At 38.4% G+C, this 24,212-nt stretch carries 18 protein-coding genes and 1 pseudogene; 13 read left to right on the forward strand and 6 right to left on the reverse strand.

All coding sequences use genetic code 11. The annotated features are described in order from the left end of the window. Nucleotides 1-38: 38 nt before the first annotated feature. Together ACY2A0_RS06525 and ACY2A0_RS06530 are read right to left on the reverse strand one after the other, a co-directional pair. A complete protein-coding gene (locus ACY2A0_RS06525; protein WP_461788762.1) occupies nucleotides 39-1,763 on the reverse strand; it encodes a sodium:solute symporter family protein in 1,725 nt (574 codons plus the stop codon). Between the two features lie 178 nt (nucleotides 1,764-1,941). Further along, on the reverse strand, nucleotides 1,942-4,380 hold the full coding sequence (locus ACY2A0_RS06530) for a PIG-L family deacetylase (RefSeq protein WP_461788763.1): 2,439 nt from the start codon (nucleotides 4,378-4,380) through the stop codon (nucleotides 1,942-1,944). 191 nt (nucleotides 4,381-4,571) lie between these two features. Between ACY2A0_RS06530 and ACY2A0_RS06535 the strand changes: the two genes are divergently transcribed. The 3 genes from ACY2A0_RS06535 (at nucleotide 4,572) to ACY2A0_RS06545 (ending at nucleotide 5,845) form a co-directional block, all read left to right on the forward strand. Next, the gene (locus ACY2A0_RS06535) at nucleotides 4,572-5,171 is read left to right on the forward strand and encodes a hypothetical protein (RefSeq protein WP_427527653.1); all 600 of its coding nucleotides are present in this window, start codon (nucleotides 4,572-4,574) and stop codon (nucleotides 5,169-5,171) included. A 112-nt stretch (nucleotides 5,172-5,283) separates the two neighbouring features. Continuing rightward, on the forward strand, nucleotides 5,284-5,484 hold the full coding sequence (locus ACY2A0_RS06540) for a YwbE family protein (protein ID WP_113638409.1): 201 nt from the start codon (nucleotides 5,284-5,286) through the stop codon (nucleotides 5,482-5,484). 106 nt (nucleotides 5,485-5,590) lie between these two features. Beyond that, nucleotides 5,591-5,845: a DUF4834 family protein gene (locus tag ACY2A0_RS06545; protein WP_461788764.1), complete on the forward strand. Its 255-nt coding sequence runs from the start codon at nucleotides 5,591-5,593 to the stop codon at nucleotides 5,843-5,845. 3 nt (nucleotides 5,846-5,848) lie between these two features. Here the strand turns inward: ACY2A0_RS06545 and ACY2A0_RS06550 are convergent, their stop codons facing one another. The 4 genes from ACY2A0_RS06550 to ACY2A0_RS06565 form a co-directional block, all read right to left on the reverse strand. Next, on the reverse strand, nucleotides 5,849-6,778 hold the full coding sequence (locus tag ACY2A0_RS06550) for a TIGR01777 family oxidoreductase (RefSeq protein ID WP_461788765.1): 930 nt from the start codon (nucleotides 6,776-6,778) through the stop codon (nucleotides 5,849-5,851). Between the two features lie 11 nt (nucleotides 6,779-6,789). After that, nucleotides 6,790-7,602, reverse strand: a complete 813-nt coding sequence (locus tag ACY2A0_RS06555) for a thiol-disulfide oxidoreductase DCC family protein (RefSeq protein WP_461788766.1) — start codon at nucleotides 7,600-7,602, stop codon at nucleotides 6,790-6,792. Nucleotides 7,603-7,683: 81 nt separating this feature from the next. Then, nucleotides 7,684-8,190: a GbsR/MarR family transcriptional regulator gene (locus tag ACY2A0_RS06560; protein WP_461788767.1), complete on the reverse strand. Its 507-nt coding sequence runs from the start codon at nucleotides 8,188-8,190 to the stop codon at nucleotides 7,684-7,686. Nucleotides 8,191-8,236: 46 nt separating this feature from the next. Next, entirely contained in the window at nucleotides 8,237-9,310 is a 1,074-nt protein-coding gene (locus ACY2A0_RS06565) for an acyltransferase family protein (protein WP_461788768.1), read from the reverse strand. A gap of 325 nt (nucleotides 9,311-9,635) precedes the next feature. Between ACY2A0_RS06565 and ACY2A0_RS06570 the strand changes: the two are divergent. The 10 genes and pseudogenes from ACY2A0_RS06570 (at nucleotide 9,636) to ACY2A0_RS06615 (ending at nucleotide 24,195) form a co-directional block, all read left to right on the forward strand. Then, nucleotides 9,636-10,487: pseudogene (locus ACY2A0_RS06570) on the forward strand (UDP-2,3-diacylglucosamine diphosphatase). Nucleotides 10,488-10,565: 78 nt separating this feature from the next. Continuing rightward, a complete protein-coding gene (locus ACY2A0_RS06575) occupies nucleotides 10,566-11,552 on the forward strand; it encodes a glycosyltransferase family protein (RefSeq protein WP_461788770.1) in 987 nt (328 codons plus the stop codon). Between the two features lie 88 nt (nucleotides 11,553-11,640). Further along, complete coding sequence (locus tag ACY2A0_RS06580) at nucleotides 11,641-12,618, forward strand: DUF6427 family protein (protein ID WP_461788771.1); 978 nt, start codon at nucleotides 11,641-11,643, stop codon at nucleotides 12,616-12,618. Nucleotides 12,619-12,800: 182 nt separating this feature from the next. Beyond that, a complete protein-coding gene (locus ACY2A0_RS06585) occupies nucleotides 12,801-13,538 on the forward strand; it encodes a type III pantothenate kinase (protein WP_461788772.1) in 738 nt (245 codons plus the stop codon). Next, the gene (locus ACY2A0_RS06590) at nucleotides 13,519-14,850 is read left to right on the forward strand and encodes a hypothetical protein (protein WP_461791297.1); all 1,332 of its coding nucleotides are present in this window, start codon (nucleotides 13,519-13,521) and stop codon (nucleotides 14,848-14,850) included. Before ACY2A0_RS06585 ends, ACY2A0_RS06590 begins: the two co-directional genes overlap by 20 nt. Before the next feature lie 54 nt (nucleotides 14,851-14,904). Further along, a complete protein-coding gene (locus ACY2A0_RS06595; RefSeq protein ID WP_461788774.1) occupies nucleotides 14,905-15,471 on the forward strand; it encodes an LptA/OstA family protein in 567 nt (188 codons plus the stop codon). Nucleotides 15,472-15,611: 140 nt separating this feature from the next. After that, on the forward strand, nucleotides 15,612-17,711 hold the full coding sequence (locus tag ACY2A0_RS06600) for a peptidylprolyl isomerase (RefSeq protein ID WP_461788775.1): 2,100 nt from the start codon (nucleotides 15,612-15,614) through the stop codon (nucleotides 17,709-17,711). Between the two features lie 237 nt (nucleotides 17,712-17,948). Further along, nucleotides 17,949-20,246, forward strand: coding sequence for a beta-glucosidase BglX (gene bglX, locus ACY2A0_RS06605; protein ID WP_461788776.1), 2,298 nt, complete (start codon nucleotides 17,949-17,951; stop codon nucleotides 20,244-20,246). Further along, entirely contained in the window at nucleotides 20,234-21,670 is a 1,437-nt protein-coding gene (locus tag ACY2A0_RS06610; protein WP_461788777.1) for a glucoamylase family protein, read from the forward strand. Before bglX ends, ACY2A0_RS06610 begins: the two co-directional genes overlap by 13 nt. A 35-nt stretch (nucleotides 21,671-21,705) precedes the next feature. Continuing rightward, nucleotides 21,706-24,195, forward strand: a complete 2,490-nt coding sequence (locus ACY2A0_RS06615; RefSeq protein WP_461788778.1) for a glycoside hydrolase family 31 protein — start codon at nucleotides 21,706-21,708, stop codon at nucleotides 24,193-24,195. Nucleotides 24,196-24,212: the final 17 nt, after the last annotated feature.

Consider the following 24,212-nt stretch of genomic DNA (forward strand, 5'->3'; position numbering starts at 1 on the left):
ACGCTGAGCGAAAACTTACGAACTTTCTAATCTAAATCCTAATCCTCCACTTTGGCAACATCTTGCTTGACAGGCACTAATTTCTCACCCGTCAACATCTGAAAAATCAATGCGAAAATAACAACAGCCAAACAGCCCACGACGTTTAGCCACAGATAAGCCACCAACTCTTTGAAACCTAAAAAACAAACAATCGCTTCGGCCAAAATAGCCGCATAAAAAACCGCCTTACTTTGCACTCGTTTCAGATAAAATGCTACAAGGAACACTCCCAAAATAGTCCCATAAATAAAAGAACCTAAAATATTTACGAACTCAATGAGGTTGCCTATTTTACTGGTAAACAAGGCCATTATCACACAAACTAAACCCCAGCCAATGGTAGCCCACCTCGACGCATTTACATAAGCATGGTCTTGACCTTGCTTGTTGATCAATCTTTTATAGATATCTACCACGGTAGTTGAGGCAAGCGAGTTTAAGGCACTCGCTGTGGAACCCATTGATGCCAAAAAGATAATCGCAATGAGCAATCCTATTAATCCTTTGGGTAAATATTCAGTAACGAAGCTTAAGAAAACGTAATTGTTATCATTAACCGAGGCATTCTCATCGTTTTTCTTTATCAAGGTTGTCAACTCCTCTCTAATTCCTTTGCCGTCCTCATCGTATTGCTTCACAAGCACACGTTGCCTGTCAACTAACTGATCGTTATTACTAGCTAGTGCTTGATCCAGTTTTTCAATCTCTATTTTCTTTTTCTCAAACAGCTGGTCGTACTTCAATTGAATTTGAGCCAGCTCAGCTTTGTATTCGCTTTTTTCGAGTTTCTGCAGTTCGTAACTATTAAAAAATAGCGGAGCTTTATTGTACTGGTAAAACGTAAACACCAGAATACCAATTAACAATATCAAAAACTGCATTGGTATTTTCACTAAACCGTTCATCAACAGACCCAATCGGCTTTGCGCTACCGACGAGCCCGTTAAATACCTTCCCACCTGACTTTGATCAGTACCGAAATAAGATAGCTGCAAGAAAAATCCGCCAATTACTCCGCTCCAAACATTGTATGGGTTAGTCCAGCTGAAATTGAAATCTATGGCATTGGTACGTCCCATTTTACCTGCAATGCTTACCGCTTTGCCAAAGCCTACACTTTCAGGCAGTAAATGTACCACCATCACCCCGGCAGCAAACAAGCCACAAAAAATAATGCTCATTTGCAGCAATTGCGTATAAGAAACAGCCTTTGTTCCTCCAAAAACGGTATAAAATATCACCAGTCCACCCATAAATAAGGTAGTGTAGGTAACATTGATATTTAAGATGGTAGAAAGTATAATTGCCGGCGCATAAATGGTGATTCCTGTAGACAGGCCTCGCTGAACCAAAAACAAGAATGCAGTCAATGCCCTGGTCTTGAAATCAAATCGTTGTTCCAAATATTCATAAGCAGTATATACTTTTAAACGATGGAAAATCGGCACAAAAGTGATACACAAGACAATCATCGCCAAGGGCAAACCAAAATAAAACTGTACAAAGCTCATACCCGACGAATAAGCCAAGCCCGGAGCCGAAAGAAAGGTAATTGCACTTGCCTGCGTAGCCATTACCGAAAGGCAAACCGTGTACCAAGGCATGCTTTGGTTCCCCAGTAAATAGGCATCCATGCTTTTAGTACCGCGACTTTTGTACACCCCGTAGCCAACAATGCCTAATAGTGTAATTGCCAACACCGCCCAATCTAAACTGCTCATTCGAAATATTTAGTAAAAGCGTAAAACAAAGCAATGAGGATTACCAACCAAAATAATAGAAGGTAGTAGAACTGTTTCCAGCTTTTAACGAATGGTGGGAGTTCATCCATATTGGTAATTATCTTAATTTATATTGCCTATTATTGAAAACCTTGTCATAAATTACGCCTCCATCGAACTACTGTGGCTTAGCCAATAAATTTGCGAACAACCTAAACGCTCCAGGTACGCCAGCTGGTAATTGCCTAAAAAACGATAGTGATGTGTAAACAAACCTACCCTTTCCATAATTCGCAACTAATAACGAGCCGGCATTTGGCGCTTCGCCTGTATCACTCATACTCAAAACGGTTTCATATTTCGCATCTATTTCATCTGCAAAATACAATCCACGTTCCTGCACCCATCCTTCAAAATCCTTTTGGTTTATCTTATTTGGATAGTTCAACACAGCATGATTTGCGTTGGTAAACGTAACCTTCGCATCTTCTTCTGTAACTCTCTTGTTCACCAATTTAAATGGATACGGTCCAAAATTTGTAGATTTTAATCCGTTATTTACGTTATACTGCTCCAACAAAACACCGCCGTTTTTCACGTAATCCATCAATTTGCTATATACTTCCTTCGCCTCGTCGCTCACGTTAAAAAACCTCACCCCAGTAACAATAGCGTCATAAGATGCTAAATCAGTTAACATAATTTGGCTTGGAGTTAATTGTACTACTTCGTAACCCACTTGCTGTAAAGCTTGCGCTACCAAATCTCCAGCGCCATCAATGTAGCCAATACGTTTCCCAACCACTTTTAAATCGACTAATGTTAACTTGGCGGCTGCCATTGGAAATAAATTGATGTTTGGAATATGATCGTAACGGATGGCTTTATATCCTCTGTTGCTCATCTGTCCATTAATTTTAACCTGCAAATTCAAGGCAGTTGCGTTAGTTGATTTTGCGGAAGGTACAACATTAAATGTCACTATCTTATTTTCACCTTTTTGAGCAAAATTGAAAGCTATTTTGTCAGGATTACTTTTCCATCCGGCAGGTAAAACCGGTATAAGTTCACCACTTACGTTTTGCGTAAAACTTTTTAAACTTACCTCAATGTTTTTTGGCTGATTGTTAAGGAATAGATAGGCCTGATCGCTCAAAGTAGCCGTTACTTTAGGCGCAATTACCAAAGGCTGGTACTGCTCGCCTTTAATTGGATCTGTAAATTTGTACCTTAACGGAAGACGCAAACTAATCAGCTCTCCGCCAATGTCTACATCCAATTTCGCTTCCAAAGCATTCGGGTTTTCTGGATAGCCAACATCTTGCTGTTTATTAACACTATAGTAACCTATTGGATGGTCTTTTTGCAGATAGTAAGGTTGTGCAATTGCGTTCGAATCAGCAAGCAGACGATAGTTGATGGTCGCCGTTTTATTGTTTTGCATCGCTACCGTTTGCGCTGCCGCTAAGTAGTTGATTTTCGGAGCAATTTCGCCATTTCTGTAGATAGCATTGATGGTAAAAGGCACCTCATCGCCAACGGCATAGCTTTGTTGTGTAGTAACCGCTTCAGCCCAAAAACCAGTACAGGCCAAAATCAATTCATCAAGTAACCGATGTTTGAAACCAGGTTCGTTTACAGCCAATTTCTTTAACCGAAGCAAATCTTGAACAATGGTAGCTGGTTTATTTACGTCAAATCCCGATTGGATCTTAGCGATTAAATCAAGTATGGCTTGATTAGTAACTTTAATGTTCAAACCATCAAATAAAGAGTTTGTTGCTGGCTCACCTGCAGTATGACTAAAGTATTCTATAGCTTCTCCACGCTGCAAGGTTGATCCAAAACCCTGACTCTTGTGATTAGTACGGCTTATCGCCGCTATTTCACCGTAACTTTGACCCAAAAGTGGGTTAAACAGGCCTACGTCAATTTTTAACTGATTAGCAGCGGTGGTATTATTTCCTCCGAAATTATAGGTGTTCCACAAAATTCGTTTTGCCTGCCAAGCCTTAACGCCCATTTTTAGTTGTTCCGGAAACCGATTAGGGTCGGCGGCAGCAACAAAGGCTTCCCTAGCAATAATTGCCGATGCTGCATGATGACCGTGACCAGCCCTACTATCTTCTGGGAAGCGGGTAATGATCACGTCTGGCCTAAACTTTCTGATGATCCAAACTGCATCTGCCAGTATTTGCTCCTTACCCCATATTTTAAACGTTTCATCTGAAGTTTTAGAAAAACCAAAATCATTTGCCCGACTGAAAAACTGTTCAGCGCCGTCTACTTTTCTGGCAGCTAAAAGTTCTTGTGTTCTAATTTGTCCCAAAAGCTCAGCCTGCTCATTACCAATTAAGTTCTGTCCGCCATCACCTCTGGTTAAAGATAAATATGCAGTGCGCACTTTGGCCTCCTTTGCTAAGTAGGCTAGCAGTCTGGTATTCTCGTCATCTGGATGTGCAGCAATATAAAGTACGCTACCTTTTACCGATAAGCCCGCAATACCTTGAGCTATATCAGCAGCGCTAAACGGGCGTTCGAAACTGTTTTGCTGTGCTTTTGCAAGTGTTAATAAGCTGATGAACAATAGGGAAAGTAGATTTTTTTTGATGCTCATATATTTTGGTTGTATGGCTAAATTAGGTAATTTTTGTAAAAGGATTTAGAAATGGAACGCTGTTTGCGTAAGTGATACTATATTTTTACAAGCCACAGATGTTAAACTACTTTCAGGCGATGTAGATTAACGGAAGAGGGGAAAGCAAGAAGCATTTGTGGCTTATTTAACAACACACAAAACTTATTTTAATGAAAAAATTACTTTTAGCCTGCTTCGTTATCCTTGGTTTGGGATCATGTGGCATTAATAAACAAGCGCAGCAAATAAAGGCTTTAGAAAACTGTGATTACCGCATTTCGGATGTAGATAGAGTAACCATCGCTGGTTCTGACGTTAAAAAAATCATCGAAGGCAAAACAACGCAGGCCATGAGCATACCGGGTATTGCTTTAGGCCTGCTTAGAAAAGATATTCCGCTTAGAGCTCAACTTAATTTAGAGATCACCAACCCAACCAATGCTTTAGCGGCAATTAATAACTTCGATTATATCGTTCTAATTAACAAAAAGGAAGTTTTTAACGGTGCGGTAAATCAAAGCGTAAACATTGGTGCCGGACAAGCCGTTAAAGTTCCGGTTCAAATTAATGCCAATATTTATCAATTCTTAACTGATAATAAAATGATTGATGATATTGGAGCTTTTATTGGCGGCGCTACTAATGGTAAAGAACAAAAAGGTTTGGTAACCTTAAAAATTCGTCCTTCAATAAAAGTTGGAAATGGCTTAGTTAAATATCCGGGTTACATTACCATCGACAAAGAAGTAAGTAGTAAGATTTTGCTATAAAAAGCGTTTTAATTTTGTATGCGATGGGCTTTACGGCTTAATTGCATACAAAATTAGCCCCCAAGCAATAATTATTTCTAAATTCGACCCAATTTTGAAAATTGGAATAGACATGCAGGGACAAAACAGAAAAGATATTTATCCTGGTTTAGAAGTTGGGATTATCCTTAAGAAAGATCAGCGGACAGGTAACGTTACTTATGGCGTAGTTAAAAATTTGTTGACCTCTTCAGCGTTCCATTCCAGAGGTATCAAAGTTCGATTAGAAGATGGACAAATTGGACGAGTGTGTGAGATTGTAGAGGAAAACTAGTTTACAACATCTCCGCTGATTTGTAATGAAATTGCAATGAAAACCGCAAGATGAAACAAAAACTATTGGCTTAAGTCTATATTTGTAACAACTGAGATTTAAAAAGATGAAATTTATTATAACTTTTCTTTTCACAGCAATTATCATTTTATGGGTAATAAGGTTATTGGTGCGTTTAATTTTTCCAGCGGTAATTAGAAATGCTTTCGGAAATATGCAACAGCAGGCACAGCAGCAATACCAGCAGCGCCCTAACCGTCCAGAAGGTAGCATATCCATTGACTACATGCCCGAAAAGGAAAAGAAAAAAGGCAATACGGACAACCTTGGCGATTTTGTAGATTACGAGGAGGTTAAATAGCAATCAAACCCTTAAACTTAACAGATCTCGTACGGCAGCAGGCAATTCAGGATATTGAAATTTGAAGCCACTATCTAGCAACACCTGCGGTTTAACCCATCTACTTTTTAAAATCAACTCTGTTTCGGTACCAATTAGCCATGCGCCCAAACTTAACATCCAAGTGGGACAGGGTAAGCCAAAACTAATGCCGTAAGCGTTTCTAATGTTTTGCATCAAGCTTTCGTTGCTGACTATATTTGGCGCAGTGCAATTGATCACACCTTTCATTATATCATTTTCCAAAATCCATTGCGTACAAAGTGCAGCATCTTGTTCATGCACCCAACTTACCATTTGTTTCCCATCACCTTGCTTGCCACCAAGGCCAAATTTCACCAAGTTTAATAATCGAGGGAAAGCCCCATCTGCCCTGCCAAAAACAATGCCCATACGCAAAGCCACTTTGCGGGTTTTAGGAGTTGCAACATCGAAAAAACTTGCTTCCCACTGCTTACAAACTTCTATAGAAAAGCCATAGCCTATCTCACCGTTGGCTTCAGTTTGTGGGTAATCTTCCGCATGGCGATAAATAGTTGCAGAGGTGACGTTAATCCAAACTTTAGGAGGCTGTGGCATTTCACTAACCACCGCATTTAATAAGTGAGTGGGTGTAACCCTAGATGCGATGATTTCAGCCTTGTTTTGCTCATTGTATCTGCAATTAACGTTTTTACCGCACAAATTAATCAGCATATCAGCATCAACTAAACTATCAACCCAACTACCTTTTGTTTTGGCATCCCAAATTTCACATCTGATGTTTGCGCTGCAAGCAATTTGATGCCTGCTCAAAATGACTACCTCGGTAGCCAAATCGCTGTAGTGCTTTGCCAATACCTTTCCTAAATATCCGCTTCCTCCAGTTAAAACTATTTTTCCAAACTTTTTCATATCAGCTAATTTTAATACACAATGAAACCTAAAACCGCCATACGATAAACCATCCAACTAGCACTTAAAAGCAAACCTAAACTTAATAAACTACAGCGCCTCAAATGTTCCAAAAACATTAAACCAGCAGTTGCTAAAAATAAAATGATGTAGGTATTGTTACTAAAGTTGAAGATAGCGCCAATCCAAATGATGGGCAGTAACAATAGGCTTCCGGCTAGTGAGATGGTCATCATATTTCCTAAATAGTCCCAAGCTTTGGTGGGTTTGTAGCACAGGCAAACCAATCCTTGGAAAAGAATTTGCCCACCACAAATAAAGTACTCTCTGTAGCTACCACCCAAAGGAACAACTGGACTAATTAATTTGGCGTAGTCAGTTAAAACATAGGCTACAACCAACCAGCTGATTATCAAATACAGCAACCTGTAATGCAGTTTAAAACTTGGCATTAGTTCATTTGGAGCTGCTTTGGCCGGCACAATTACTTTTCTATTATAAGAAACTAATGCATAAGCTTTACTCATGATCCAAACAAATGGCTTAAAACTGAACAACGGATTTAAAAATGGAACTGCATTTCCAATCACTTTTAGCAGACTTTGCACACCGTAGGTAACCTTTCCGGTGTTAACGTTTACTAATGCGATTTCATTTATTGCCCGCTTCATATCAACATAAGGGCATAATTGTTCTGGTAACTGTTGGTAAGGCACCCGACCATGTTTATCTAACATTTTTGTTTTAACGAAAGCACCTGTGTAAAGATGACACATAGGGCAGTTGGCATCGTATAGGATTACATGATTGGCTAATGTTTTCATGATTTAATTTTTTGAATTTTCAATAAAAAATGAAACTTTTAGTTAAAAATTAAAGCCTTTTCGGCTTTAATTTGCTATAGCTTATTTAAAAATTTTAAGTATCGATCCCCAAAACCAACTCTCATCAGCTTTGAGCATTGTTTCCATCATCTTATCGGAATTACGTGCCAGCTTGTGGATATCAGTTATTGATTTGTTGAAAGCGGCAAACTCCTTATCGTTTTGATCTCCCTCTACCGCCGATAACTCATTCAAGACTTTTAACATGGGATCCAGCTCTCTTTTTTTACGTTCTTTAGCCACCTGTCTGGCTACTGTCCAAATATCCTTTTCAGCAAAAAAATATTCCTTACGTTCGCCGGGTTTGTGCTGCTTTTCAACAAGCCCCCAGTTAATCAAATCACGTAGGGTCATGTTAGCATTACCTCTGGAAATATTCAGTTGCTCCATCACTTCCTCGGTGGTTAACGGCTCAGGGGCAATAAGCAAAAGCGCATGTACTTGTGCCATTGTTCTGTTAACCCCCCATTCGGATCCCAACCTTCCCCATGATTCAATGAATTTCTGTTTACCTTCAGCTAATTTCATAGCCAAATGTAGTATTAATTTCTAAACTTTCAAATATTTTTGAAAATTAATGAAGATTTTTATTTAACCATTTTCTCAATGGCAGATCGTAAAGTTTTAATGCTAAGTAAGCAATGGTAATTTGGCCTAAAATCAACATTGGTATTACCCATGCAAGTGTTTGATTACTTGGATGCGCTTCCTGATAATAATTAAGGAATGACCACAGCACGAAATAGTGCGTGATATAAAGTGGATAAGAAATCTCCCCTGAAAATTTACACACTAAATTACTCTTTGTACTGTTAGTTGTGCCAGCACCCAATGCAATAATCAACGGAAAATAAAACACTACCAGCATAGGTTCAGTAAGCCAGTTATAGTGCTCATTAAAAGGAACAAAAAAGGCTAATGCCAGCAACAACGCTGATGGCAAAAAGCCAAATCGATTTTTGATAAATAATTGATAGCGAAACACACACATTCCTAATAGAAATGAACAAGCTACCCTAGCCCCACCGTGCCAAAAATTGTCTTTCGACCAACCGCCACTAATATTACCTGCCGACTTAGCTACATACACTAACGTAAGTGCTGCTACAATAGCTAAAATTAGAATAACCCTTCTTTTAAGGCGGTGTAAAACTAGTGCATATAAAATATTGGCGATGTACTCCCAAAATAGCGTCCAAGCCGGAGCATTTAAACCAAAGTTATTAAAGGCTCTTTCTCCAATAATTGGATAAGGAATCAACAAAATGGACGTTAAAAAAAGTAATAACAATTGCCCAGTTCCATAGGCTTGCCATTGGTTCCCAAACGGATCAAATACAAAAGCTAACAGACCCAATATGGTACCTAAAACTACTAAAGGATGCAATCTAATTAATCGAGCTTTGAAAAATTGGCCGATACTCATTTGCTGCATCCGATCATCGTAAGCATACGCAATAACAAATCCGGAAAGGCAAAAGAAAAAATCCACTGCCAAGTAAGCATGCGCTATTGCGTTTTCAGGATTGGGAATAAACATCTCCATAAAATGAAAAACCACTACTGCAAGAGCTGCAACGCCTCTTAAGCCATCTAAAACTTCAAAATGTTTTTTGGTAGTTAAAGGTAATGCAGAAGAATGATTCATGTTAATTGGCTAATAAAATTTACAATTGGGCAATTCAGCTAAATTAGGTGTTGGCTTCAAAGTATTTCAGTAATTTTTAAAATAGCATTAACAATTTACATTTAGCATGTCGGCTTTTCCAACTTTAAAACCCACGTAAAATCCTCAAAAACATAATAGTAGCTTAACAATCAGTTAATTGAAGTGGATTAATTTAGCCATATCAAAAATCTTTCAAGATGTTAGAATTGTTTGTTGTTGTATGTGTACTTGCTTTTTTAGCTTTTTTCTTTAGTCCTTACGAGTTAACAGTTGGCGAGGACGAAGATTAATTTGCTAGAGATTTATGGAGAAAAGGGAATTAGAAATTGCGGTAATTTCTGATGTGCATTTGGGGACTTATGGTTGCCACGCCAAAGAGTTGCTGAAATATCTCAAGAGCATCAAGCCTAAAACGCTGATATTAAACGGAGACATTATTGACATTTGGCAATTCAGCAAGCGCTACTGGCCCGAAACACACATGAAAATTCTCCGAAAGCTGATGAAATTTGTGGTGGAGGGAGTTAACGTTTATTATCTTACAGGAAATCACGATGAACTGTTGCGCAAATTTACCGACATGAACTTGGGCTCCTTTCATTTGCAATGAAAATTGGTATTGGAGCTAGATGGGAAAAAGGCTTGGTTTTTTCATGGAGATATTTTTGATGTCACGATGCAGCACTCTAAATGGCTAGCTAAGTTGGGTGCTATTGGATATGACAGCTTGATCCTGATCAACAGCTTTACAAATTGGTGCCTGAAAATACTGGGCAGAGAAAAAATGAGCTTCTCTAAAAAGATAAAAGCCAAATTTAAAGATGCAGTAAAGTTTATCAATAGTTTTGAAACTACAGCTGCAGAATTAGCCGTAACCAATGGGTATCATTACGTTGTTTGTGGACATATTCATCACCCAGAAAAGAGGGAAGTGTTGACCGACGACGGAAAAGTAATTTACCTGAATAGCGGAGATTGGGTTGAAAACCTAACAGCCTTGGAATACAATAATGGAGAATGGGAAATTTTTAAGTACGAGGCTAAAAATTTCATAAGAGATGAAGTTGAACAAGGAGAGCTTTCTGATGGGGAGGATCTTCACGGAAAATTGGACGTAAATATCTTATTGCAAAAAATTAAACTCGGTATCGACTGATACAGCAATTCCGTTTTGAATAAGCGGAACTCAATAAAAACTATAAATACTGCCGAAAAATAGTGATATTAGGAGCGAATGAAAATACTTTATGCGATACAGGGAACTGGCAATGGACATGTAAGCAGAGCCAGAGAAATAGTTCCTCTTTTACAACAACATGGAGAGGTGGATTTGCTGATTTCTGGAACGCAGGTAGACGTAAAACTGGCGCAAGAAATAAAGTATAATTTCCATGGCTTTAGTTTCATTTTCGGTAAAAAAGGTGGAGTAGATCATTACAAAACTTGGAAAAACATGAATCTTTTCCAGTTTAAAAAAGACATGGATTCCATCCCATTACGTGACTATAATTTAATACTTAACGATTTCGAACCTATTTCTGCTTGGGCTTGCCGCATGCAGGGAATCGAAAGTGTGTCGCTAAGTCACCAAGCTTCCTTCAAATCGAAGAACGTACCTCGTCCCAAAACCATAGACTGGGGAAAGTTGATTTTGAGCAGGTATGCCCCAACTACACATCACATTGGGTTTCATTTCGACAGGTACGATGATTTTATTTACACTCCTGTCATTCGCAGTGAAATTAGACAACTCAACAAAAGCAATTTAGGACACTATACGGTTTACCTCCCTGCAATAGATGATAAAGACTTGGTAAATGTGCTGAAGGAAATTCCGCAGGTGCGCTGGGAAGTTTTCTCTAAACATACCAAAACAGCTTACCAAGACGCCAATGTTTTTGTGGAACCAATTAACAACGAAAAGTTTAATCAAAGCATGGCAAGTTGTGAGGGCTTATTTACCGGAGGCGGCTTTGAGGGACCGGCCGAAGCACTACACTTAGGCAAAAAGCTGTTGGTTGCGCCTATGCGTTTTCAATACGAACAGCAATGCAACGCATTTGCCCTGAAGCAATTTGGGCTACCAGTAATTTGGGGTAGCGATAAAAACTGGATTCCCAAGTTAAAAGAATTTGTGAATCATCCGCAGGAACATGTTTTCAACTTCCCCGACGAAACAGCCGAGATTATTGCACATACCGTGAACACATTTGCCAGATAAATTTCTTTACTTTGCTGCAAAAGTTAAGCAATCAGTTAGTAAATCACTCCGAATTTTGACTACTGGGTTTTTAACGCAATAAGATGGCATGATTAATCAATTCAGAAGTTTACAACCTATAAATCTCCTTCTGCTGGCGGCATACACTATTTTTATGCGCATCGCCATTTTCATCAACCTGCCTTCTCAATTAGACCTAGATATTTTAGAATCTTATACCAAGATCTTCATATCCATTTCGCCCAATGCGCTCTCTCCAATGTCAAATGTATTTTTTGCTGCAGTGGTGGTATTTGTTCAATCCCTTATATTTAACCGCATCGTCAACAATCATGCACTACTTCCAAAGCCCAGCTACATGCCCGCATTACTGTACATCACTGGCACAAGTCTGTTCATGCAATTTTTAGTTTTGAGCTCACCTTTAATTTGTAACTTCCTCATTATCATAATTATTGACAAGTTCCTAAAACTATCAAAAACGTCATCAGCCATGAGCATTATGTTTGATGCCGGTATGTTGATTGCGGTTGGGACGCTCATTTATTTTCCCTTCATTTTACTCTTGTTAATGCTTTGGCTAAGTCTTTTAATGTATAGGGCATTCAATTGGAGAGAATGGATTGCAGGTGTATTTGGCTTCTTAGCTATCTTTTTATTTGTTGCTGTTTACTATTACTGGAATGATCATTTAGACCGCTTTTTTGATATTTGGCATCCCTTAACAAACAAATTCCCTAGCAACCTACAAATCAACATTAATGATTACTTGGTGCTTATACCATTGTCCATAACGATGGTTTTAGCTGCGATCCAATTAAGAGATAATTTTTTTAGGAGCTTTATTAGCACTCGGAAGGCATTTCAGATGCTATTTTTCATGTTTTTAGTATGCATGCTCAGCTTTTATACTAAACGAGGTGTAACCGTTGCTCATTTCCTGCTGGGCGTGCCTTCAGGCGCAGTGCTGTTAGCTTATTATTTCCAAGTGGCAAAAAAAAGATGGTTTTACGAAACCCTTTTTGCCATTCTGATCATTTGCATTCAGTATTTTTTACTTGTTTAACGAGTTACTTCGATAATCGTTGGCAATTATCTCTCATATGGAGAACAAGAGTTCGCATCCCTCTTTAACCTTTTTTAACAAATTGATTCCTCGAAACTTGACAAAGATGGTTAGCTTTGTGAAGTGGAAATAGAGTTGATGGTTAATTTTGTTCGAGATAATTATTTTGCCGCTTAGCACTAATGCCTAACCTAGTTATAGATATTGGTAACACATATAGCAAGTTAGCTGTATTCGCAAAAAAAGAACTCATTCATTTCGAGCGAAATGAACACTTGGGGAAAGAAATAATCTTGGAATTCATTTCTAAGTTTAAAATAACAAACTCTACTATTTCAAGCGTAAATCAAACTGCTGAACAGCTGGAGGAAGTGCTGAAAGAAAACACCGATTATGTCCGTTTTAGTACTGAAATAATTGGAGGTATAAAGAATCACTATTTAAGTCCTAGTACACTTGGGTTAGATAGATGGGCAAAAGTTATTGCTGCGCATTGCTTATACAACGGCAAAAACAGTTTGATGATTGATGCAGGTACATGTATCACCTATGATGTACTTAATGCAAACAGTGAATATTTCGGCGGAAGTATAAGCTTAGGATTAAATATGCGTTTTAAGGCTTTGAACTATTATACTGGCCGCCTGCCCTTAATTAGTTGGGACGGAGAGCAGGAAGAAATACAAGAAGGTAACAACACGCAAAATGCTATAAAGAGAGGAGTTCTGCAAGGAGCCGTTAACGAAATCCTAGGTTTTATCGACCTAGAGAGCAAGAAAAATAAAGATTTACAAATAGTAATTACCGGAGGTGATTCGCTTTTTTTGAACAAGCAATTAAAAAATAGCATATTTGCCGGTCAAATTACCCATGAACCCTATTTGGTTTTAAAAGGATTGAATGAAGTTTTTACATTATAAAATGAATAACAAATTGAAATACGTGTATGTTGCTTGCCTTTTGGTGATCTTTGCTGGAGCAAATGCGCAAACGACAGTACAATCTCCATATTCTAAGTTTGGCTTAGGCAACTTACGAAACTCTATTTTGCCACAGCAACGTGCCATGGGGGGTATTTCTACCGGCGTTTTTAGATCAAGCTATATTAACAACATCAACATGCAAAATCCGGCATCCTATGCTGGCATAAGCTTAACGACGTTGGATATTGGCATGTCTGGAAGCTTCACTACGTTAAGAACGAGCAACCTTAGTGAAAAAAACTTCAATTCTTCATTAAGCCACGTAGCTATGGCATTTCCGGTGACTACAAAATCAGCAATTAGTATAGGTATTTTGCCATATTCTAATTTAGGATATGATTTTAAAAATACCGTAAACATTGGCAATTCAACAGATAATACGAAATCTGCAGACTATATTTACAACGGTGAAGGCGGACTATCAAAAGCGTATTTAGGATATGGCGTACAGTTTGGCGACCATTTCAGAATTGGTGCCAACGTGGAGTATTTATTTGGCAATCTGATCCAAAGCAGTTCAACAGAATTCATTGATGATCCTGGAACTTTCAATTCACGTCAGCAGACTAAAAATAGCATCTACGGTTTTAATTACAGCTATGGTGCACAATACGATTTCCGCCTAGGCAGTAAAACCTCTTTAGTAGTAGGCTATTCAGGTTCTTCCTCAAGCAAATTGAATTCCGAACTTAGTCAGTATACTATGATTTACAGTAAAGACTCACAGGGCAATGCAAATTCGGCCTTTGATACCTTGGCTGTAGTGGAGAATGCAAAAACAAAAGTAAAACTTCCTTTAGTACATAATTTTGGCTTTTCGGTTCAAAAAGAAAACAAATGGTTAATAGGAGCCGATTATAGGATGGGCAAATGGTCGCAGTTAGCCATAAACAATGTAAATCAGAATTTACAAGATACTTACGGATTTTCTGTTGGCGGTCAGTTTACTCCCGACTTATCAGCGATCAATGGCTATTTTAAAAGGGTAGACTATCGATTGGGCTTTACCTACGATAAAACCTACATTCAGATGAATAACCAAGACATTAAACAGACTGCTGTTACTTTCGGCCTTGGTCTTCCACTACAATCAGCCTACGGACGATCGTCGTTCTACAAAATGAATGTTGCTGCGGAAATTGGCAGACGAGGTAATGTAAACAATGGTTTAATCCAAGAGCGTTATGTAAACTTTCATTTGAGTTTCTTGCTTAACGATAAATGGTTTCAACGATTTAGATTTGATTAATTTCTCCTGCTAGAAAGCCGCAAGCTTATTGGCAAAACAAAAATAAATTGCATCTTGAAAACACAAGGTCAAACGCTTTACTTTTTAATGATCGTTTTTACCGCTTTTTTTTCTTGCGGAGGAGATGACCTGAAAAATGTTACGGCTATTGATGCCAATAAGGTAACGTTAAGCAAAGACAGAACCTATGATGTAGAAGTAGTTTACAGCGACTCGGCAAAGGTAAAAGCTAAAGGTTATGCACCAATTCTAGACAAGGTTACACCATCGGCAGGTGCCGTGTACAGCGAAATGCCCAAAGGTGTTAAAATCTATTTCTACGATGAATTTATGCGTTCCAAAGGCAGTATAACTTCCGATTATGCAATCAATAAAGAAACCGAAAAAGTAACAATATTCCGGAAAAACGTGGTAGTAGTGTCCGACAATATGACCTTCACCACCAACGAGCTTACCTGGGACGAAAACAAAAAGATGTACTTTTCGCCGCAGGGCACGGTAACTACAAAAGACGGCAACATCCTTAATGGCACAAGCTTTTCGGCACCGCAAGATTTCAGCACTTATAGCATCACTATGCCATCGGGTGTAGGCAACATTGAGAATGGAAAACTTCCATAAAAACTAGTTATTTTCTAGCCTGTATCTATCTCGTTTTCAACTGAAAAAACAATTAAAATTTAATGTTTTCTAATTTCATGCAAATTTGTATCTTGCGCCCTCTTAAAATTAAGTTAAAAATAAAGATTTAATAGAATAATATGGGTTTAATGACTTTCATGCGTACCAAAATGGGTTATTTTTTGGTTGGAGGTATCGCAGTAGTATTGGCGTTATTTGTTTTAGAACCGTTACTACAACAAGGTACTGCTATATTTGGTGCAGCATCAAGAACTGTAGTTGGCAGTGTTGACGGCGAAGACATCAAATACGATGAATTTAACACTAAAGTTGAGCAGACTTCGGCTCAGTTTAAACAGCAATATGGCGGTGTAATGAACGCCCAAATGCAGTCGATGGCTGTAGATCAAGTATGGCAATCAGAAGTGGCAAACGTAGTAATGGGAAAAGAATATGACCGCGTTGGCTTAAACATCTCTTCTGATGAGCTTTTTGATTTGGTACAAGGCAGCAAACCTAGTCCACTAATTACGCAGTATTTCGGCAATCCTCAAACGGGCCAAGTGGATAAAACTGCAATCATGACTTCGCTAAAATCAAGAGAGAAAAATCCAGAATTAGCAAAACAGTGGTTGTTATTAGAAACTGAAATCGAAAAACAAGCATTGCAGCAAAAATACACTAGGCTAATCGGCAACTCAATGTATGTTACTTCATTAGAAGCAAATGATGAGTACATGAATCGCAACAAGCTAGTTAATTTTAAATACGTAAACTTGGATTACAGTTCTATTCTTGATGCTAACGTAAAATTAACTGATGCTGATTATCAAGAATATTATGACGCTAACAAAAAACGTTTTGACAATCCTCAGGAAACAAGAGATTTCCAATACGTATCATTCAGCATCCAACCTACCGCTGCTGATAGCGCAATTGTTAGAAATCAAGTGGAGAAATTAGCGGTTGACTTTAAAACCACGCCTAATGATTCATTATTTGCGGCTAACAACTCGGATGTAAAGGTGCCTTTCACCTATCTATCAAAAGGAAAGCTTGACCCTGCGGTTGATTCAGTAATTTTCAACTATCCTGTTGGAAGTTTCTACGGACCTAAATTTTCGGGCAACTCTTATAAGTTAGCTAAAGTAGTGGATAGCCGTTTCTCGCCTGATTCAGTTAAAGCTGCGCATATCTTAATCAATCCTGCTCAAGTAGGTGGTGAAGACAAGGCTTTTAAACTGGCTGATTCTTTGAAAAAATTAGCTCAAGGCGGAGGCAACTTTGCTGAATTGGCTAAAAAATATAGCGTTGATGGTTCTAAAGATCAAGGTGGTGATTTAGGTACTTTTGCTCGTGGTGCTATGGTACCTGAATTTGAAAACGCAGCTTTCAATGGTAAAGCTGGCGACATTAAAGTGGTAAAATCTCAATTTGGCATTCATGTGATCAAAATCGAAAAGCAAGTAGGTTCATCGAAAGTTGTTAAACTAGCTTACATCGAGAAAAACTTAGCTCCTAGCCAAAAAACTAGAGATGCTGCTTACAAAAAAGCAACTGCATTTTTAAACGAAGTAAAAAGTGATAACTTCAATTCATTAGCCCAGAAACAAGGCTATAATGTAGGTATTGCTGAAAGAATAACAGCTACACAAGGTTATGCTCCGGGATTAGACAATCCTCGTCAGTTAATAAGAGATGCTTATGATGCTGATAAAGGAGATGTGTTACCTCAGGTTTATAACATGGATAATTCTTATGTGGTAGCTCAAGTTACAAGCATCAAGCCTAAAGGACAGCTTTCGTTGGCAGATGTTAAAAAGCAAATCGAGCCTCAGGTAATGAACGCTAAAAAAGCAAAAATGTTAACTGAGAAATTTGACAAAGCTTTAAGTGGTACTTCAAACATCGATGTTGTTGCTCAAAAGTTAGGCAAAACTGCTACTCCGGTAGAAAACATGGTATTTGCGAATCCAATTATCCCAGGTTTATCACAAGAAAATAAAGTGATAGGTACTGTATTTGGATCACAAGTAGGCAAACTTTCAAAAGCAATTGATGGAGAAAGAGGCGTTTACGCATTTGTAGTACAGGGTTTCACTAATCCGGCGCCGCTTGCAAATACATTCAAACAAAAAGAAGCGATGATGATGACTAGTAGCCAACGTGCTATTGGAAATGCTTTCCAAGTATTGCAAACTAAAGCAGATATAAAAGATAACAGGGTGAAATTCTATTAAGCTCCTACATCTTAAGGATATAACTTTATCAACCGTTCCGATGATTTCGGAACGGTTTTTTTATTTTAAATGCTTACAATGTGCCGCTGATAATACACAAAATAACAAACACCCAATTTTAACGAAGCTGTTTTTGGCATCAAAGTATTGATATGTGATATGAAAGTACATGAATGAATTGCTTGATAACGATATGTTTGTATAGTAACCGAAGATAAACGTGTTGTAAAACAGGAAATGTTAAAAACAAATCGACCATCAATTTTCATATCACTTCTCTTAATTGCAGTAACTTTTCAACCTGCTTATTCGCAATCGGGAAACCGAAAAATGTCGGCTTTTATTGACAACCTCATGTCAAGAATGACTTTGGAGGAAAAAATTGGCCAGTTGAATTTAACCAGTCCCCCCGGCGACATAAAGACTGGAGAAGCCGTTAATTCCGATGCAGAAAAAAGTATCAGAGACGGTAAACTGGGTGCTGTTTTAAACATGACAGGGTTTGATAGAATTAGAAAAACCCAAGAAATAGCGGTAAATAAGAGCAGGATGAAAATTCCATTAATTTTCGGATTGGATGTAATTCATGGCTATAAAACAACCTTTCCGATCCCCTTAGCGCTATCCGCTACTTGGGATATGCAACTGATCAAAAGAAGTGCACAGATTGCCGCAAGCGAAGCATCTGCAGATGGAATTAACTGGACTTTTTCTCCTATGTTAGATATTTCACGTGATCCTCGTTGGGGTAGGGTTGCCGAGGGAAATGGAGAAGACCCGTATCTTGCCGGTGAAATTGCCAAAGCGATGGTAAAAGGATACCAAGGCGATGACCTGTCCGCTAAAAGCACCATCCTATCCTGCGTAAAACACTTCGCACTTTACGGCGCACCTGATGCCGGCAGAGATTACAACACCGTTGACATGAGCAAACTACGAATGTTCAACGAGTATTTCGGCCCGTACAAAGCAGCAATCGAAGCAGGTGCAGCCACCGTTATGACTTCCTTTAATGAAGTGGATGGTGTTCCATCGTCGGCAAATAAGTGGTTGATGACCGAATTGTTGAGAAACCAATGGGGATTCAATGGCTTTGTTGTCACCGATTTTACAGCAATCCATGAGATGATCGACCACGGCTTAGGCAACAGGCAAGAAGTTGCTGCGCTAGCTATCAAAGCTGGAACAGATATGGATATGGTAGGAGAAGATTACTTACTGACTCTCAAGAAATCTGTAAAAGAAGGAAAAGTTAATGTAAATGATATAAATATTGCTTGTAGGAGAATTTTGGAAGCGAAGTATAAACTGGGCTTGTTCAATGATCCATATCGATACTTGGACGAGAAGCGCCAAAAAACAGAGATTTTTACGCAAAAGAACAGAGAAGAAGCAAGGAAAATCGCAGCGAAATCTTTTGTTTTAATGAAAAATCAAAATGAAACACTTCCAATTAAATCCGATAAAACAATTGCATTAATTGGCCCATTAGCTGATAATAAAGAGAATATGCTGGGCACTTGGAGCGTTGCTGGAGAACCGGAGTATGCCGTTACAGTTTTAGAAGGATTCAAAAACCAAAGTAGTAAAGTTCTTTACGCTAAGGGTGCAAACATCACTGAAAATTTAGCGCTTGCTAAAAACAGCTACCTAGTTGATGCTAATGCCTCCTCAATATCAAAGGAAACAACACAGCAGTTATTAGACGAAGCTGTAGCAACCGCAAAAAAGGCAGATGTTATCGTATTGGCGCTTGGTGAAGCATCAGAAATGTCGGGGGAGAGCGCTAGCAAAACCGACATTACCATCCCTCAAAATCAAATCAATCTGTTAAAAGCGGTGAGTGCACTTGGCAGGCCCGTGGTGGTAATTCTTTTTACCGGCAGACCGTTAGATTTATCTAACCTTGTTGATCACACTGACGCTTTACTAAATGTTTGGTTTGCTGGTACAGAAGCGGGAAACGCAATTGCCGATGTAGTGTTCGGAAAAGTAAATCCGTCGGGGAAACTTACAGCAACTTTTCCAAGAAACATAGGCCAAATCCCGATAACCTACAACCACAAAAACACAGGGAGGCCAATTAAGAACAAAGAGGGCAACTTTGAAAAATATCGCTCTAATTACTTAGATCAAAGAAACGAACCGCTGTTTCCATTTGGGTTTGGCCTAAGTTTTACCCGTTTCGAATATTCCAATTTGAAACTAAGTGCTAGCTCATTGAAAGGCAATAAACCTCTTATTGCAACAATCACTGTAAAAAATGTTGGAAAATATGACGGTGAAGAAATTGTCCAATTGTATATCCGTGATGTAGTTGGAAGTATTACAAGACCGGTTAAAGAATTAAAAGGCTTTAGTAAAGTGGCGCTTAGCGCCGGGGAGAGCAAAGAAGTTACATTCACAATAACGCCAGAAATGCTGAAATTCTATAACGCTGATTTGAAGTTCGATTGGGAAAGTGGCGACTTTGAAATTATGATAGGAACAAATTCAGATAAAGTTGACATAAGCAGAATTAAATGGGAAAAATAAAAATTTTCGCCCTTTTGGGCTTAATTACATTGGCTAACGCAGCTGTTTACGCACAATACAAGCCCGCTAAAAATGAAATTACATGTGCTGAAAATATTCCGGTTGTAGGAGTTAAAAAGGGATTGTCTGACGACCAACTGATGGAGATAGTCCAAAAACAAACGTTCCGGTTTTTTTGGCATTATGGCCATCCAAATAGTGGCATGGCTCGTGAACGCAGCAATACGGTTAAAGCCGACTTTTATTGGGATTACATCAACGAAGCTTGGGGAGAACCAAATTTAAGTAAGGGCACTTTCGGCCCTGAAGCCTGTGCTGTAGGCGGTACTGGTTTCGGAATTATGTCAATGATAGTTGCGGTAGAAAGAAAATGGATTAGTCGTGAAGCCGCTCTGGATAGGCTCATTAAGATCGCCGATTTTTTGAGCAAATCAAAAAGTTTTCATGGAATATATCCTCATTTTATACATGGAGATACCGGCCTGCCGATTGCGTTCGATAACGTAGATAATGGTGGCGATATTGTTGAACACTCCTATTTGATGATGGGTTTTTTATGTGCAAGGGCGTATTTCAACAGAGATGTAGTTAAAGAAAAATACCTTTCAAAAAGAATCAATCAAATGTGGGATACCTCGAATTGGAAATGGTACACTAACGGACAAAACAAACTTTATTGGCACTGGAGTGATACACACGGATTTGATAAAAACTTTCCAATTTGGGGATATAACGAGGCATTAATCACTTACATCATGGCTGCATCGTCAAATTATTATGCTATAGATAAAGCGGTTTATGAGGGAACCTGGTCAAAAGCTCCAGGTTTTATTTGTGATAAAGAATATTACGGAATTAAGCTGCCTTTAGGTAATTATGGAGAGGATAAAGGTGGCCCATTATTTTTTGAACAGTATACCTACATGGGCATTAATCCCAATAAATTAACAGACGATAACGGCATAGACTATGCTCAACAGACAAAAAATCACACCTTAATTAATAGAGCTTATTGTATTGAAAATCCAAAAAAATACAAAGGCTACGGAGAGAATTGTTGGGGCTTAACAGCTGGAGACAGTAACATTGGATATGTTGCACATAGTCCATCAAATGATTTTGGCGTTATCCAACCAACAGCTGCGATATCTTCAATGCCTTATACACCAAAAGAGAGTATGCAGGCTTTGCGTCATTTCTATGAAAATTTAGGGTATAAAATTTGGGGACCTTATGGATTTCATGACGGATTTAATCAAACAAAAGACTGGTCGTCCAACACTTATTTGGCAATTGATCAGGGGCCAATTGTGGTGATGTTGGAAAATTATAGAACTGGATTAATGTGGAACATTTTCATGAAAATTCCCGAAGTACAAAGGGGGTTAAAGAAACTGGGTTTTTCGAGCCCTTTTATACAATAAAGAAGTTAAGCTGAATTTTAACTTAATCATATGCTATGATCCGTTTTAAAATTACACTATGCATCGCTTTACTATGCTACACAATTAATGCTTTAGCACAGCTACAAAATTCAGGTCGCATTGTATCTTACTCGAAAACTAAAAACGGAATTGCCGGGAAAACAGTAAACTTTTCTTTTGAGGTTTCTGCTTATTCAGCGAATATCATTCGCGTTCAGATAACTAAAAATCAAGAAATAAATGATTATTCATTTGCATTAGTTTCAAATGAAAAGCCAAGTTTTAATGCCTTTAAAGTAGCTGATGAAGAAGGGAAGATTAAATTATCTACAGCTAACATCAAAGTAGAAATTGATAAGGCTCCTGATTTCAGAATAGTTTTTAAAAATGATAAAGGCGAAATCATTAATGAAGATATGCCCGGCAAAGGAATGGGAACAACCTTTATTGGCGACAAAACCACTGTATATAAAAGGCTTCAGCAAGGTGAGCGTTTTGTTGGAATGGGCGAATCACTAGGAAACCTAGACAGATATGCGTCGGTAGTTACCACTTGGAATGTAGATAATTATAAGTACGATAACGATAAAATTCCGATGTATATCAGCATTCCATTTTATATCGGAATTTTTAAGGATCAGGTATATGGGATGTATTATGATAATTCATTCAAAGGAACCTTCAATTTTGGCGCATCTAATACCCGCTTTTCGTCGGTAACTTTTGACGGTGGCGACATGGATTACTTTTTTATGTACGACCAAAGCGTGGCAAAAGTAATTGAGCACTATATTTCTTTAACTGGCAAAATGCCTTTGCCGCCAAAATGGAGCATAGGATACCATCAATCCAGAAATAGTTACTATCCTGAAAGCCAGGTAATGTTTATCGCTAATACCTTCCGAAATAAAAAAATTCCGTTGGATTGCATTGTTCTAGACGCCGATTATTTAGTGGACTATGAGCCATTTCGCATCAACACTAAACGTTTCCCTGATATGAAAGGCATGGCTAGCAGATTATCAGATATGGGAATTGAGTTAACCGCTTCCGTAAATCCTGGTATAAAGATAGACGCTACATACTCGGCCTACAATGATGGACTGAGAAACGATATTTTCCTGCGTTACACAGATAATGAACTTTACAAAGCGGATATATGGCCAAATATGAACTACTATCCCGATTTTACGAATCCGAAGGCTAGGCAATGGTGGGCAGATCAGATGAAAATTTATCAAGATGTAGGAATTAACGGCTACTGGAACGACATGAACGAGCCAGCTATTGGCGGACAATCGATGCCAGACAATGTAGTATTCGACTACGACGGCAGAAAATCAACTCCGCTCGAATCTCATAACCTGTACGGCTTTTTAATGGCCCGCTCTTCATTTGAGTCTTTTCAGAAGTATGGAGGAAACAAAAGGCGTTTTGTAATGACTCGCTCCGCATTTGCGGGTATCCAGCGTTTCGCTACCGTTTGGAGCGGAGATAACCAGGCCAAAGATGAGCATATATTGCTTGGCGTTTTGCTAAACAATCAAATGGGCCTCTCTGGTATTCCATTTGTTGGGCCAGATTTGGGCGGTTATATTGGTGAAGCAACTAAGGAGATGTACACCAGATGGGTAGAAGTGGGAGTTTTCTCTCCTTATTTGCGAAACCATCGCGGTCAGTATCAAATGTCAAACGAACCATGGGCTTATGGCGAAGAGGCCGAGGCCATTTCAAAAACCTATATCGAATTCAGATATCAAATGATGCCCTATCTGTATTCCAAATTCTACGAAACTTCCAAAACGGGTATCCCTATTGCAAGAAGTTTGTGCTTGGACTATCCATTTGATAACAATATATACGATTTAAAGTACCAATATCAGTTCATTTTTGGAGATGCTTTTTTAATTTCACCACTTACCAGCAAAGAAAAATCAAAAAAAGTATATTTCCCGAAAGGAAAATGGTATAATATCTTTACAGATGAAAAAATAGACGGAAGCCAAGAACTTTTACAGGATTTTCCTCTTTATAATTTGCCATTATACGTAAAGGAATCTGCAATAGTCCCGCTTCAATCCATTACCCAATCAGCTAAAGAAAAACCCACAGATGTGTTGTTGCTACACGTTTACAATGGAGAAAATAACAATGATTTTATTTATTATGAAGACGATGGAGCTACTTTAAATTATCAAAAAAATAATTTTTACAGAAGAACGATCCAGTTTAATCCTAAAAATAAAACGCTTAAATTCACTAAAGTTGAAGGAAACTATGCCTCTAATTTTAAAAAGATAAAAGTGATTTTACATGGATTCGAAAATAAGGTTTATCCAAAGGTAAACGACAATACGGCGGTAACAAAAACAGAAACGATTAAGTTAATTGATCCAACTACTAACTTACAAGATGTTTACTTTGATACTAACTTTTTTAATACGATAAAGGCAAGGGAAGCAATGAAACCGCAACAAGTATTTGATATCGAAAATGTAAATTCCGAAATCCTGATCAACCTTTAACTACTTGCTTTGAAAAC

Origin of the sequence: Pedobacter sp., assembly GCF_965249885.1 — a bacterium.
Lineage (GTDB): Bacteria > Bacteroidota > Bacteroidia > Sphingobacteriales > Sphingobacteriaceae > Pedobacter.